General features: G+C 60.4%; 14 protein-coding genes. 9 read left to right on the forward strand and 5 right to left on the reverse strand.

What is annotated here, in order from left to right; genetic code table 11:
- Positions 1-105 precede the first annotated feature (105 nt).
- The gene (locus ACP7EW_RS19135) at positions 106-1,314 is read left to right on the forward strand and encodes an HDOD domain-containing protein (protein ID WP_426218976.1); all 1,209 of its coding nucleotides are present in this window, start codon (positions 106-108) and stop codon (positions 1,312-1,314) included.
- Positions 1,315-1,316: 2 nt separating this feature from the next.
- Here ACP7EW_RS19135 and ACP7EW_RS19140 read toward each other — a convergent pair whose 3' ends face one another.
- Together ACP7EW_RS19140 and desA are read right to left on the reverse strand one after the other, a co-directional pair.
- Positions 1,317-2,318, reverse strand: coding sequence for a sensor domain-containing diguanylate cyclase (locus tag ACP7EW_RS19140; protein WP_426218979.1), 1,002 nt, complete (start codon positions 2,316-2,318; stop codon positions 1,317-1,319).
- A gap of 188 nt (positions 2,319-2,506) precedes the next feature.
- Positions 2,507-3,691: a delta-9 fatty acid desaturase DesA gene (gene desA, locus ACP7EW_RS19145; RefSeq protein WP_426218981.1), complete on the reverse strand. Its 1,185-nt coding sequence runs from the start codon at positions 3,689-3,691 to the stop codon at positions 2,507-2,509.
- Positions 3,692-3,857: 166 nt separating this feature from the next.
- Here desA and dibA point away from each other — a divergent pair, with 166 nt between their 5' ends.
- The 6 genes from dibA to ACP7EW_RS19175 all read left to right on the forward strand — a co-directional run bounded on the left by dibA (position 3,858) and on the right by ACP7EW_RS19175 (position 10,038).
- Complete coding sequence (gene dibA, locus ACP7EW_RS19150; protein ID WP_426218983.1) at positions 3,858-5,774, forward strand: phosphodiesterase DibA; 1,917 nt, start codon at positions 3,858-3,860, stop codon at positions 5,772-5,774.
- 235 nt (positions 5,775-6,009) lie between these two features.
- Positions 6,010-6,192 (forward strand): sulfur starvation response protein OscA, encoded by a 183-nt coding sequence (gene oscA / locus ACP7EW_RS19155; protein WP_003170956.1) that lies wholly within the window; start codon positions 6,010-6,012, stop codon positions 6,190-6,192.
- 69 nt (positions 6,193-6,261) lie between these two features.
- Entirely contained in the window at positions 6,262-7,272 is a 1,011-nt protein-coding gene (locus ACP7EW_RS19160; RefSeq protein ID WP_426218985.1) for a sulfate ABC transporter substrate-binding protein, read from the forward strand.
- 77 nt (positions 7,273-7,349) lie between these two features.
- Positions 7,350-8,168, forward strand: a complete 819-nt coding sequence (gene cysT, locus ACP7EW_RS19165) for a sulfate ABC transporter permease subunit CysT (protein ID WP_016975029.1) — start codon at positions 7,350-7,352, stop codon at positions 8,166-8,168.
- A 13-nt stretch (positions 8,169-8,181) separates the two neighbouring features.
- Positions 8,182-9,054 carry a sulfate ABC transporter permease subunit CysW gene (gene cysW, locus ACP7EW_RS19170; protein WP_178950417.1) on the forward strand — a complete coding sequence of 291 codons (873 nt, stop codon included), beginning with the start codon at positions 8,182-8,184 and terminating at the stop codon, positions 9,052-9,054.
- Between the two features lie 3 nt (positions 9,055-9,057).
- Positions 9,058-10,038: a sulfate ABC transporter ATP-binding protein gene (locus ACP7EW_RS19175; protein ID WP_314524277.1), complete on the forward strand. Its 981-nt coding sequence runs from the start codon at positions 9,058-9,060 to the stop codon at positions 10,036-10,038.
- A gap of 126 nt (positions 10,039-10,164) precedes the next feature.
- On the opposite strand, the gene ACP7EW_RS19180 is transcribed toward ACP7EW_RS19175, so the two are convergent.
- A complete protein-coding gene (locus ACP7EW_RS19180) occupies positions 10,165-10,689 on the reverse strand; it encodes a DUF962 domain-containing protein (RefSeq protein ID WP_426218987.1) in 525 nt (174 codons plus the stop codon).
- A gap of 83 nt (positions 10,690-10,772) precedes the next feature.
- On the opposite strand from ACP7EW_RS19180, the gene ACP7EW_RS19185 reads away from it, so the two are divergent.
- On the forward strand, positions 10,773-11,465 hold the full coding sequence (locus ACP7EW_RS19185) for a Crp/Fnr family transcriptional regulator (RefSeq protein WP_426218988.1): 693 nt from the start codon (positions 10,773-10,775) through the stop codon (positions 11,463-11,465).
- 1 nt (position 11,466) lies between these two features.
- On the opposite strand, the gene uraH is transcribed toward ACP7EW_RS19185, so the two are convergent.
- Positions 11,467-11,877 carry a hydroxyisourate hydrolase gene (uraH, locus tag ACP7EW_RS19190; protein WP_426218990.1) on the reverse strand — a complete coding sequence of 137 codons (411 nt, stop codon included), beginning with the start codon at positions 11,875-11,877 and terminating at the stop codon, positions 11,467-11,469.
- Positions 11,878-11,887: 10 nt separating this feature from the next.
- Positions 11,888-12,361 (reverse strand): GlcG/HbpS family heme-binding protein, encoded by a 474-nt coding sequence (locus ACP7EW_RS19195; protein WP_426218992.1) that lies wholly within the window; start codon positions 12,359-12,361, stop codon positions 11,888-11,890.
- 98 nt (positions 12,362-12,459) lie between these two features.
- Between ACP7EW_RS19195 and ACP7EW_RS19200 the strand changes: the two genes are divergently transcribed.
- Positions 12,460-12,825: a response regulator gene (locus ACP7EW_RS19200; RefSeq protein WP_426219576.1), complete on the forward strand. Its 366-nt coding sequence runs from the start codon at positions 12,460-12,462 to the stop codon at positions 12,823-12,825.
- Positions 12,826-12,882 lie beyond the last annotated feature (57 nt).

A 12,882-nucleotide genomic window follows, 5' to 3' on the forward strand; every position in this document is an offset into this window, starting at 1 on the left:
TTCGGCGGGTTTTTTTATGCCCATCGCCGCACATTCAGGCCGTGTTCATTGTACGTAGGCGTCTGCATTGTCTAAGGTGCAAGCATTGCCGATGGAGCGTGCAGGATGACTGCTGTTGATTTACCCGCTGTACCCCGCGTGTTGATTGCCGAGGCGGACCCTTGGTCGCGGGACCTGCTCAAGCAAGTGTTGTTGAATGTGCGCTGCGACGCACGGCTGGATGTGTGTGCCGATGGTCAACAGGCGGCGACGTTGTTGCGAGAGAAAGCCTACGACCTGATCCTGGCCGATTGGGAACTGCCGGGCATTGACGGCTTGAGCCTGCTGCGTAATGTGCGCCAGAAGCGCCGCTCGCCTGCGCTGCCGTTCATTCTGCTGAGCAGTCGCAATGACAGCGCCAGCGTGCGTGAAGCCTTGCCCCTGGCGCCCACGGCGTACCTGACCAAACCCCTGAACATGGAAGGCCTGACCCAGCGCCTGCAAGACCTGCTGCTCAATGAAGGCGAAACGGTGTACTGCGAGATTGCGCCGCTGTCACCGGGCATAACCTTGCCGGTGTTCCTTGAGCGCCGCCGCGAAGCGTCCGATGGCGCACCCTTGCGCGTCGATGTGAAAGACGCCGTGCAACACAGCCTCGGGCCCGAAGGCCTGGACCTCAAGCGCCTGGAAGACCAGGTACGCATGGACCCGCAAATCACCGCCGTGCTGATCGCCGCCGCCAACAGCGCCGGCCATCACGGCAACCCTGTGCAAACCCTGCCTGCTGCCTTGCAAAAGCTGGCGCCGGGGCAAAGCATGAACCTGATCCTCGGCCTGGCGCTCAAGCACAACGTGGTGCTGGGCGACCCGGCTCTGGTGGCCTATGCCGAGCGCCACTGGCAATTGTCCCAGGACACCGCCGACTACGCTCGGCGGTTGGCACGCATGTTGGAGCTGGACCACGAACGCTGTTACAGCGCCGGCATCCTCCACCGACTCGGTGACCTGGCGTTGTTGCGCTGCCTGGAAGACTGGCGCCAGGGCGGCGGTGCGCTGGATGACGAAGCGATTGGTGAATCGCTCTACACCTTTGGTGCCGCCTACGGTTCGGCACTGCGCGCGCGTTGGCGTTTGCCGCTGGAACTGCGCCAATTGATCGCGGCGATTTATTCGTTGGAGGGCGGTGTGTATGCCAGGGATGCATTGGTGGTGAACCTGGCGGCGCAGATGGCGCGTTTGACGGAACATCAGGGCTTGGAAGAGCTGGCCAGGGGCAAGACTGCGCGATTGCTCAAGGTCGGCTTGGCGGAGCTGACGCGGATCCGTAAGGCATAGCGTCAGCCCGCTATGACGCGATTTTTGCCCAGGCGCTTGGCCTCGTACATCGCCGCATCGGCGCGGGCAAAAAGGCTGTCCAGGGTCGAGTCTTGCTCCGTGAGGCTGGCCAGGCCCTGACTGATGGTCACGCTGAACGCCTGGCTCTCATAGCTGAAACTCAGTTCCTGGATCTCCCTGCCCAGCCGCTCCGCCACTTGCAAGGCCATCTCCGGCGCGCAGCCGGGCAATACGGCAGCGAACTCTTCGCCGCCAATGCGCCCAAACAGGTCGCCACGGCGTAATACCCCGCGACCGCTCTCGGCGATACGGCGCAACACCTGATCACCTTCCAGGTGGCCATAGCTGTCGTTGACATCCTTGAAGTCGTCGATGTCCAGCAGCAGGAAGGCCAGCGGCGCACCTTGCGCACAGGCCGTATCGAAGGCCTGGTTGGCGCATTCGAAGAAGTGCCGGCGGTTGCTGCTCTGGGTCAACACATCGGTGGTGGCCAGGCGGTGCAACTCCAGCTCCAGTTGTTTCTTATCGGTGATGTCTTCGGCCATGCCCACCACGATCAACGGCTCGCCGGGCTCGACCTGCTGGTTGATGTAGCACTTGTCGCTCAGCCAGCGGATCTGCCCATCGGCGGTGATGATACGGTACTCGCGGTCCTCCACGGCGCCTTGTTCCAGCACGCGGGCCAGGCTGTGCTCGGCGTAGTCGAGGTCTTCGGGGTGAATGCTGTTGCGCCATTCACGATGGTCGGCCAGCAGCAGGCCCGCGGAACGGCCGAAAACGCGTTCATAGGCCGGGCTCACATACAGCACACGGCGAGTTTCCCAATCGATGGCCCATAGCACGGCGTTCACGCTCACCAGCATCGAACTCAACAGCTGCTCACGCTCGCTCAACCGCTCGACTTCACCCTGGGCATGCACCAGCGCCAACAGGGTCGCGGCGGCAGCCGGACGCGGATGTTCAGCGGTGGGGGGATCGGGCAAGTAGGGATTTTCGTGAACCATCGGCACAACTCTCTCTGGGCGCGCCGCAGGCTGGAGCAGCGGTCACTACAAGGGGCCACCATGATGGCGAAGTGTTCATTGAGAGAGGGGAATTGCAGTGAAGTTCCGTCAACAGGACCGATTGCCGGTGCCCGGTAAATGACGCCAAAAAGCTGATAGGTGGGAGAGCAAGCCCTCCCACCGCACCATCAGACCGCCGCAGGACGCAGCGAATAAGTCTTCAATTGGTGAGCAAAATCCCGCAGGGACTGGATGCCGCTGGCCTCGGCCTCATGCACCCATTCCTTGATCGCCGCGAGCATATCGTGGCCATTGGAACTGGTCTTGAGCCAGATCTGCTGCAGCGCCAGGCGCTTTTCGTAGATCACTTTCAGGGCCTGGCTGTGTTCCAGCATGCTCTGGATGCGCAGGTGATGGCGGTCATCGAGCAAACTGGTTTCCCGCGACAGCAGGCGCTTGGCACGGTGGAATTGGTGGCGAACGGAGTGATCGACCTTTTCCAGCTCCTGCTTGACCAGTGGGCCGATCACCAACTTGCGGTACTGGGCCATGATCTGGAAGCGGTTGTTGAGGATCGCCATGGCGGTGTCCATGTCCAGGTGGCCCTTGCCTTCCACGCGGTGGGCGATGGGCGCGACGCGTTGCACCTTGGCCAGGCGCAGGAAGCTGAAGACCTTGATCCAGGCCCAGCCCATGTCGAATTCCCACTTCTTCACCGACAGCTTGGCGGAGTTGGGGTAGGTGTGATGGTTGTTATGCAGCTCTTCGCCACCGACGATGATGCCCCATGGCACCAGGTTGGTCGCCGCGTCACGGCATTCGAAATTACGATAACCCACGGCATGGCCCAGGCCGTTGATCACACCAGCAGCCCAGAACGGAATCCACATCATCTGGATCGCCCAGATGGTGATGCCGATGGTGCCGAACAGCAGCAGGTCGATCACGCCCATGATTGCCACGCCCAGCAGCGGGTAGGGCGTGTAGATTTTACGTTCGATCCAGTCTTCCGGGCAGTTCTTGCCGTAGATGCGCAGCGTCTCGGGGTTTTCGGCCTCGGCGCGGTACAGCTCGGCGCCTTTGCGCATCACAGTGGACAGGCCCTTGATGACCGGGCTGTGCGGGTCGTCGACGGTTTCGCACTTGGCGTGGTGCTTGCGGTGGATGGCGGTCCACTCGCGGGTGTTCTGCGCCGTGGTCAACCACAGCCAGAAGCGGAAAAAGTGTTTCAGGCCGGCATTGAGCTCCAGGGAGCGATGGGCTGAATAGCGATGCAGATAGACTGTGACCGCAACGATGGTCACGTGGGTCATCAACAGAGTGACCGCCACCAGTTGCCAGGCTGACAGGTCAAGAAAACCGTTGTACCACATAGGCTGTATGGCCCTCAGATAAAGAAAAGAACAGCTCACGCATTATCACTAAGCCTACAGAGAAAACCAGCCGACCTTTCAGATAGGAGTGACTGGATGTTTCTTATTCTATAATCCGCAGCCTTTGTAGGGCGATTCTGTTTTTTGGGTAAGGATTACTGACCATATGCTGTTTTCATACCGAGGTGCCCTGCGTGCGGGGCTGGTATACCTGCTGGTTTCCGTTCTGTGGATCGGCGTAACCCAGCGCCTATTGATCGAGTTTCTCGATAACCCGAGTGAGCTGAACCACTGGCTGCAGGTGCGCGGCTATGTATGGGTGGCGCTCAGCGCTCTGGCGATTTACCTGATCTGCGCTCGGTTTGTCCGAGCCAACCAGCTGCAACAACCCCTGAAAGAAAACCGCGAACGCCTGCGTCAAGCCGCCGCCGTGTTCGATTGCACCCGCGAAGGCGTGTTGGTGACGGATGCACAGGGGCTGATCGTGCACGTCAACCGGGCCTTCATGGAGATCACCGGCTACAGCCGCGAAGACGTCATGGGGCATCAGCCCAGCCTCTTTAAATCCGGTCGCCATTCGTCGAATTTCTATCAACAGATGTTCCAAAGCCTGGAGCGCACCGGCGAATGGAGCGGTGAAATCTGGAACCGCCGCAAAAGCGGTGAGATTTATCCACAGTGGCAGACCATTCGGGTCATTCACGATGACCAAGGGCAGGTCAGCCATTACGTCGCGGTGTTTTCCGACATCAGCGCCATCAAGGACTCCGAGCACGAACTGGCCCACCTCGCGCACCACGATCCGCTGACCGACCTGCCCAACCGCCTGCTGTTCACCGACCGCGCCGAGCAGGCGCTGGCCTCGGCGCAGATCCACAAGCGCGGTTGCGCCCTGCTGTTGCTGGACCTGGACCACTTCAAGATCATCAACGACAGCCTGGGCCATAACGTCGGGGACCAGTTGCTCAAGCTGGTGGGCGAACGCCTCAAGGCGCTGTTTGGCCCTGGCGTTACGCTGGCGCGCCTGGGGGGAGATGAGTTCGCGGTGCTGGCGGAAAGTTGTCCACAGGTGGCCCAGGCGGCGGGCCTGGCGCAGCGCATGCTGGACGCGATGAAACAGCCCTTTATCTTCGACGGCCACCAGCTGTTTATCAGCGCCAGTATCGGGATCAGCCTGTTCCCCAACGATGCCCTGAGCGCCGAGCAGTTGCTGCGTAACGCCGATTCCGCGCTGTTCAAGGCCAAGAGCGCCGGCCGCGAAGGCTACGCCTTGTACACGGAGGAGCTGACCGCCCACGCGCAGAATCGCGTGGAAGTCGCCAGCGAGCTGCGCCGCGCACTCGAACAGCAGGAGCTCTGCGTCTATTACCAACCCGTGCACGACCTGCACAGCAGCCGTCTGATCGGCGTCGAAGCGCTGGTGCGCTGGCTGCACCCGGAGCGCGGCCTGGTGCCGCCGGGGGAATTTATCCCGATCGCCGAGCGCACCGGGTTGATTGCCGAGATCGATGCGTGGGTGATGGATCAGGCGTGTCGGCAAATGTGCCAATGGCTGGCCGACGGCACACCGCTGAGTTTTATCGCCATCAATGTGTCCAGCCGTCTGTTTGCGCGGCGTGAACTGTACGAGCAGGTTGCCCAGGTGCTGCATGACACGGGCCTGGATCCGGCCTTTTTGGAGCTGGAAGTTACCGAAAGCGCCGTGATGGAGGACCCCGAGGTCGCGCTGGAGCAGATGCACCGCCTCCGGGAGCTGGGTTTGCGCCTGGCCATTGATGACTTTGGTACGGGTTATTCGTCACTGCTGCGCCTCAAGCGGCTGCCAGTGCAGAAGCTCAAGATCGACCAGGGCTTTGTTGCCGGTTTGCCCTGGGACGAAGATGACGCGGCCATCGTGCGCGTGGTGATCGCCCTGGCTAAAAGCATGGGCATGCAGGTGCATGCCGAGGGGATCGAGCAGGTCGAACAGGCGCGGTTTCTGTTGGATCAGGACTGCGATATGGGGCAGGGGTATTGGTTTGGCCGGCCGATGCCAGCGCAGGAAATTGATTGGTCGCGGGCCCCCGTAATCGGACAGGCATAACGCGGTCAATGTGGGAGCCGGGCTTGCCCGGCTCCCACAGGGTTCAGTGGCACCCATAAAGAAGTATTTTCGAGCTGAAAGCTGTTGCAACCCCACGCCCCACCAGAAAATTCTTTCTGGTTATATAAACATTCTTAAATAGTATTTTTAAGAATATCCGCGCTTATCTACTATCGCTCTCACGCCGCAAGCAGTGCCGCCACTGCGAGGCACTATTCATTTCAGGAGCGAGACCATGAGCGCATCTCTACGTAGCGTCGACGGCCAGGACGAAGCAGCCATTTTGCGTGAGATCCAGAGCGCCTTGCGCGATCTGCGGTTTGGCGCGGTGGAAATCACTGTGCACAACGCTCAAGTGGTACAGATCGAACGCAAAGAAAAATTCCGTTTGCAGAACCCGGGTAACAAACCGAGCTAAGCACTGACGGCGATAGACCCGCACTTAATATAAGAAAAAGCCAACACCCCAGAATTTTCAGGAGCTTCTATGTCGTCGATTCGCCGTTATGCCCTGGCCGCCCTGGCCAGCGCCGTGTTTGCAGGTTCCGCCGTTGCCAAGGACTATGAGTTGCTCAACGTCTCGTACGACCCGACCCGTGAGCTGTACCAGGACTACAACGCTGAGTTCACCAACTTCTGGAAACAGTCCCACCCCGGCGACAACGTCAAAATCCAGCAATCCCACGGTGGTTCGGGCAAGCAGGGCCGCGCGGTGATCGACGGCCTGCGCGCCGACGTGGTCACCCTGGCCCTGGCCGGTGACATCGACGAAATCGCCAAGCTGGGCAAGACCCTGCCGGAAAACTGGCAGACCCGCCTGCCGGACGCCAGCACCCCGTACACCTCGACCATCGTGTTCCTGGTGCGCAAGGGCAACCCTAAAGGTATCAAGGACTGGGGCGACCTGATCAAGAAAGACGTGTCGGTGATCACCCCGAACCCGAAAACCTCCGGCGGCGCGCGCTGGAACTTCCTCGCCGCCTGGGCCTACGGCCTGAAAGCCGGTGGCAGCGAAGCCAAGTCCCAGGAATACGTGAAAGAACTGTTCAAGCACGTACCTGTGCTGGACACCGGCGCTCGCGGTTCAACCATCACTTTCGTCAACAACGGTCAGGGTGACGTGTTGCTGGCCTGGGAAAACGAGGCGTTCCTGGCTCTGAAAGAAGATGGTGGCGCTGACAAGTTCGATATCGTCGTGCCGTCCCTGTCGATCCTCGCGGAGCCGCCAGTGGCCGTGGTCGACAAGAACGCCGAGAAAAAGGGCAACACCGAAATCGCCACTGAATACCTGAAACACCTGTACAGCCCGGCTGGCCAGGAGATTGCGGCGAAGAACTTCTACCGCCCACGCGATGCGAAAGTGGCCGCCAAATACGCCCAGCAGTTCCCGAAACTGGACCTGGTGACTATCGACAAAGACTTCGGCGGCTGGAAAACTGCCCAACCGAAATTCTTTAACGACGGTGGCGTGTTCGACCAGATTTACACCGCGCAGTAAGCCGAGCAACAACCCGCCCACAGAGCCCGCATTCACCTGCGGGTTTTGTGTGTCAGTTCCCCTAACCAAGGACTCTTATGTCGCGTCGTATCTCCCCCGTCATACCCGGCTTCGGGCTGACGCTGGGCTACACCGTGGTGTACCTCAGCCTGATCGTACTCATCCCCCTCGCGGCGATGTTTGTACACGCCGCTCAACTCACCTGGGATCAGTTCTGGAACATCATCTCCGCACCGCGCGTGCTGGCGGCGTTGCAACTGAGCTTCAGCACCGCGCTGTACGCCGCGTTGATCAACGGCGTGATCGGTACGCTGCTGGCCTGGGTGCTGGTGCGCTACACCTTCCCCGGCCGCAAGGTCATCGATGCGATGATCGACCTGCCATTCGCCTTGCCCACCGCTGTCGCCGGTATCGCGCTGACCGCGCTGTACACGCCTAACGGCCTGGTTGGTCAGTTCGCTGCCGACCTGGGCTTCAAGATCGCCTACACCCCGTTGGGTATCACCCTGGCGCTGACCTTTGTCACGCTGCCGTTCGTGGTGCGCACGGTGCAGCCGGTACTGGCCGATATCCCCCGGGAAGTCGAAGAAGCCGCCGCCTGCCTGGGCGCCAAGCCGTTGCAGGTATTCCGTCACATCCTGGTGCCCGCGTTGCTGCCGGCCTGGTTGACCGGTTTCGCCCTGGCGTTTGCCCGTGGTGTCGGTGAGTACGGTTCGGTGATCTTCATCGCTGGCAACATGCCGATGAAAACCGAGATCCTGCCGCTGCTGATCATGGTCAAGCTCGACCAATACGACTACCGCGGCGCCACGTCCATCGGCGTGTTGATGCTGGTGGTTTCGTTTGTCCTGCTGCTGCTGATCAACTTGTTGCAGCGGCGCATCGAACGTCCATAAGGAGGCGCGGAACATGTCCCAATCGTCTATTTCCGCCGCGTCCTCGGCCAACGCCGCCCGTCGTGGCAGTGCTGCATCGCGACGTATCCTGATCGGCCTTGGCTGGCTGGTGTTTGCGCTGTTTTTGCTGTTGCCGCTGTTTATCGTAGTGACCCAAGGCCTGAAGAACGGCCTCGGCGCGTTTTTTACCGCGATCCTTGAGCCCGACGCGTTGTCGGCGCTGAAGCTCACGGTGATCGCCGTGGCAATTTCGGTGCCGCTCAACCTGGTATTCGGCGTCAGCGCCGCGTGGTGCGTGAGTAAGTACTCGTTCCGTGGCAAAAGCATCCTGGTGACGCTCATCGATTTGCCGTTCTCGGTGTCGCCGGTCATCGCCGGCCTGGTCTATGTGCTGATGTTCGGCGCCCAGGGCTTCTTTGGCCCGTGGCTGCAGGACCATGACATCCAGATCGTGTTCGCCTTGCCCGGCATTGTGCTGGCAACCATCTTCGTCACCGTGCCCTTCGTGGCCCGTGAACTGATCCCGCTGATGCAGGAGCAGGGCACCCAGGAGGAAGAGGCTGCACGCCTGCTCGGTGCCAATGGCTGGCAGATGTTCTGGCATGTGACCGTGCCGAACATCAAATGGGGTTTGATCTACGGCGTGGTGCTGTGTACCGCGCGGGCCATGGGTGAGTTCGGCGCGGTGTCGGTGGTGTCCGGCCACATTCGCGGCGTGACCAACACCTTGCCGCTGCACGTCGAGATTCTCTACAACGAATACAACCACGTTGCCGCGTTTGCGGTGGCGAGTCTGTTGCTGATCCTGGCGCTCTTCATCCTGCTGCTCAAGCAGTGGAGCGAGAACCGTATAAACCGCCTGCGCGCCGGTGCGGCTGAGGAATAAGTCATGTCGATCGAAGTCCGTAATGTCAGCAAGAACTTCAACGCCTTCAAGGCCCTGAACAGCATCAATCTGGACATCCAGAGTGGCGAGCTGGTGGCGTTGCTTGGCCCGTCCGGCTGCGGCAAGACCACCTTGCTGCGTATCATCGCCGGCCTGGAAACCCCGGATGACGGCAGCATCGTGTTCCACGGTGAAGACGTCTCCGGCCACGACGTGCGTGATCGCAATGTCGGCTTTGTATTCCAGCACTACGCGCTGTTCCGCCACATGACCGTGTTCGACAACGTGGCGTTCGGCCTGCGCATGAAGCCGAAGAACCAGCGCCCGAGCGAAAGCCAGATCGCGGTCAAGGTGCATGAGCTGCTGAACATGGTGCAGCTGGATTGGCTGTCGGATCGCTACCCGGAGCAGCTGTCCGGTGGCCAGCGCCAGCGTATCGCCCTGGCCCGCGCCTTGGCGGTGGAACCCAAAGTGCTGCTGCTGGATGAACCTTTCGGCGCTCTCGACGCCAAGGTGCGTAAAGAACTGCGCCGCTGGCTGGCGCGCCTGCACGAAGACATCAACCTGACCTCGGTGTTCGTGACCCACGACCAGGAAGAGGCCATGGAAGTCGCTGACCGCATCGTGGTGATGAACAAGGGGGTGATTGAGCAGATCGGTTCACCGGGTGACGTCTACGAAAACCCGGCCAGCGATTTCGTTTATCACTTCCTGGGTGATTCGAACCGCCTGCACCTGGGCGAAGACAAACACGTGCTGTTCCGCCCGCACGAAGTGTCGCTGTCGCGGCATGAGCTGGAAGACCATCACGCGGCTGAAGTGCGTGATATTCGCCCGCTGGGCGCGACCACGCGTGTGACCTTGAAGGTCGAAGGCCAGAACGAACTGATCGAAGCCGAAGTGGTGAAAGACCACGATAGCCTGACCAATCTTGCACGCGGCGAGACCCTGTTCTTCAAACCCAAGGTCTGGCAAAAAGCCTAAATATTGCGCAACACCCAATGTGGGAGCGGGCTTGCTCGCGAATGCGGTCTACCAGTTGATGAATGCGTCGACTGGTACTCCGTATTCGCGAGCAAGCCCGCTCCCACATTCAGACCTCTCTCGGCTTCAGACCGTGGCGCGTTTTCCTCTAACGGCCACCGGCCCCGAACGCTCCTCGATCTGCTGCTTGAGGTCATGGCGCAGCCCCAGCAAAAACGCCAGCTCCGCCACTACAAACAACGGCCCCACGATCAGCCCCGACACATCATCCACAAACGCCGGTTTCCTGCCTTCGTAGTAATGCCCGACAAACTGAATCACCCAGCCCACCACGAACATGCCGATACCGCTGCTGAGCCACACCATCGTGCTCTGCGCCGCCAGCATATGCCCGGCCCACACCGACAAGCCCATCAACACCGTCATCAGTACACCCAGCGCCAGTTCCAGTCGCAGGTAAAACCATGCCGACAGCAATGCGACGATCACTGCCGGTGAAATCCACACCCCGCCTATCGCCCATTCCGGGCGTGACAGCAGCACGGCCACCGCGACGACAATCAGCGGAATGCCGATAAAGTGGCTGGCGATGTTGCGCGGGTCGCGGTGGTAGGCCGCGTATTGACTGAGGTGGTCGACGAGGCTTTTCATTGTTGTTCCTCCTGTAGGATGCTTGATCATGCCCTGTCAGCCGGTGGCGAACTGTCAGTTGGGCGACAATCTTAGGAGTTCACATGGACGCGGAACACTGGCGCTCGCGGTTGGCCACCGGTCATTGGTTCAGCCACCTGCCCGCGCCCTTTCAGAATAGCTTGCTGGCTAATTCCCGCGTCAGACAGCTCGCGGCGGGAGAGTACCTGTTCAAACGCGGCGATTCGCCCTGTGGCTTGTATGCCGTGCTGGAAGGTGCCGTGCGGATCAGCGCGGTCAATGTCCAAGGCAAAGAAGCAGTACTGAGCTTGGTCGAATCGCCTTACTGGTTCGGTGAGATATGCCTGTTTGACAGCTTGCCGCGTACGCACGATGCGCTGGCAATGGGCCCGTGCACACTGCTGCAGATCCCGCAGGGACTGATGCTCGGAATTCTCGACGATCACCCGGCGTACTGGCGGGACGTGGCGCTGCTGATGAGCCACAAACTGCGCCTGTCGTTGATCAATATCGAACAGATAAGCCTGATGCCCACGCCGGTGCGCCTGGCTCATCGGTTGCTGATGATCGCCGAAGGCTACGGTGAAATAGCCCAGACGCGCCGGATCCTGCAGTTGCCGCAGGAAGATTTGGCGGCGATGTTGGGCCTGTCGCGACAGACCATCAACAGTCTACTCAAGGCGCTGGAGCAGCAGGGCGTCATCGGTTTGAGTTACGGTGCGATTGAAGTGCTCGACCTGCAACGCCTGCGGCATGCCGCAGGCGTTGACGGTTGAACTAGGAGCCGCGATACGTGGAGAAACCGTAAGGGCTAAGTAACAACGGGATGTGGTAATGCTGGTCGGCCTGCTTGACCTCGAATATCACCGGGACTTCCGGGAAAAACGTCTCGCGATTGGCTTTCTTGTAGTAGTCGCCGGTCTTGAATACCACGCGATACTCGCCCGGTTTCATGGCTTGGTTGGCCGGGAACAGTTCGGCGATGCGTCCTTGCTGGTTGGTGACACCTTCGGACAGCGATTGCCAGTGATCGCCTACGTGCTGCTCCAGAGTGACGCTGACGCCGGCAGACGGCAGGCCGTTTTCCAGGTTCAGGACGTGCACGCTCAAGGGGTTTCCGGCCGCCAGGGCCAGACCGCTCAGGCCGCTCAGGCTGAGGGCGGCGAGGGTCATAGTCAGGGTTTTCATCGAAGTTTCCTCAAGGGGTGATTGTCAGGCCAAGTTGATTGGCTGCCTTTACCGCGCAGGCTTCGTCCTGCTCGGCGCCGCCGGCACCGGCAATGCCCAGCGCGCCCACCAGTTCAGCGTCGGCAAACAGCGGGATACCGCCGCCGAGCAACAGCAATTCGGGCAAGCTGTTAAGGTTGGCGGCCTCGGGGTTGTTGCGCGCACGCTCGGCAAACAGCCGGGTGGGGGTTTTAGTCGACAACGCCGTGTACGCTTTGCGTTGGCTGGCGATGCTGTTGTGCGGACCCACGCCGTCGGCCCGCAGGCTCAACAATGGATTGCCGCCCCGGTCGAGTACGGTAAGTGCCGCCGTGCATTGCGCCAGGCTGGCGTCTGCCAGTTGGCGTGCGGTGTGCAAATCCAGGTCGGCGTGGCGCGGCAGGGTGGGTGCTGCCAGGACGCTGGCGCTGATGGCGAAGCTCAAGAACAAGGCGTTGCGGTACATGGGAACGGCTCCAGAAAGCAGGCCGCTACCTTAGCCAGTGATCTCGGTCAAAAGCCGAACAATTCGATTACAGGTTTGTAATGAACCAAGAGGTAGGCATGCAGGTGTTGTTAGTGGAAGACCAGCCGAAATTAGCGCAACTCATGGCCCAAGGCTTGAGTGAGGCCGGCTTCGCGGTGGAAGTCGCAGCCAATGGCATGGCAGCCCAGCGGTTTGTGGAAAGCACTGACTATGACTTGGTGATCCTCGATGTAATGTTGCCGGGTTTGAATGCCTGGAAGTTGCAGCAGGCGATTCGCAAGAAGGGTGAGACGCCGGTGTTGTTCTTGACGACCCCGGAAGGGATCGAGGATCGTCTGCGCGGGTTGGAATTGCACGAGGATGATTACTTGCTCAAGCCGTTTGAAGCCAAAACCTTGGTGGCGCGGGTAAAGAGGTTGTTGCGGCGTGACCGTGGGCGCTGATTGATCCGGCATCTTCAATACCTGGACCACCGCCATCGCAGGCAAGCCCGCTCCCAC

The sequence above is a fragment of the Pseudomonas sp. DWRC2-2 genome (assembly GCF_049897885.1).
GTDB lineage: Bacteria > Pseudomonadota > Gammaproteobacteria > Pseudomonadales > Pseudomonadaceae > Aquipseudomonas > Aquipseudomonas azotoformans_A.

What these genes read in the sequence shown, in the direction of transcription:
- ACP7EW_RS19135 (WP_426218976.1), top strand. Translation starts at nt 106, where the DNA reads ATGACTGCTGTTGATTTACCCGCTGTACCCCGCGTGTTGATTGCCGAG.
- ACP7EW_RS19175 (WP_314524277.1), top strand. Translation starts at nt 9,058, where the DNA reads ATGTCGATCGAAGTCCGTAATGTCAGCAAGAACTTCAACGCCTTCAAG.
- cysT (WP_016975029.1), top strand. Translation starts at nt 7,350, where the DNA reads ATGTCGCGTCGTATCTCCCCCGTCATACCCGGCTTCGGGCTGACGCTG.
- ACP7EW_RS19185 (WP_426218988.1), top strand. Translation starts at nt 10,773, where the DNA reads ATGGACGCGGAACACTGGCGCTCGCGGTTGGCCACCGGTCATTGGTTC.
- ACP7EW_RS19160 (WP_426218985.1), top strand. Translation starts at nt 6,262, where the DNA reads ATGTCGTCGATTCGCCGTTATGCCCTGGCCGCCCTGGCCAGCGCCGTG.
- cysW (WP_178950417.1), top strand. Translation starts at nt 8,182, where the DNA reads ATGTCCCAATCGTCTATTTCCGCCGCGTCCTCGGCCAACGCCGCCCGT.
- dibA (WP_426218983.1), top strand. Translation starts at nt 3,858, where the DNA reads ATGCTGTTTTCATACCGAGGTGCCCTGCGTGCGGGGCTGGTATACCTG.
- uraH (WP_426218990.1), bottom strand. Translation starts at nt 11,877, where the DNA reads ATGAAAACCCTGACTATGACCCTCGCCGCCCTCAGCCTGAGCGGCCTG.
- ACP7EW_RS19180 (WP_426218987.1), bottom strand. Translation starts at nt 10,689, where the DNA reads ATGAAAAGCCTCGTCGACCACCTCAGTCAATACGCGGCCTACCACCGC.
- desA (WP_426218981.1), bottom strand. Translation starts at nt 3,691, where the DNA reads ATGTGGTACAACGGTTTTCTTGACCTGTCAGCCTGGCAACTGGTGGCG.
- ACP7EW_RS19200 (WP_426219576.1), top strand. Translation starts at nt 12,460, where the DNA reads ATGCAGGTGTTGTTAGTGGAAGACCAGCCGAAATTAGCGCAACTCATG.
- ACP7EW_RS19195 (WP_426218992.1), bottom strand. Translation starts at nt 12,361, where the DNA reads ATGTACCGCAACGCCTTGTTCTTGAGCTTCGCCATCAGCGCCAGCGTC.
- oscA (WP_003170956.1), top strand. Translation starts at nt 6,010, where the DNA reads ATGAGCGCATCTCTACGTAGCGTCGACGGCCAGGACGAAGCAGCCATT.
- ACP7EW_RS19140 (WP_426218979.1), bottom strand. Translation starts at nt 2,318, where the DNA reads ATGGTTCACGAAAATCCCTACTTGCCCGATCCCCCCACCGCTGAACAT.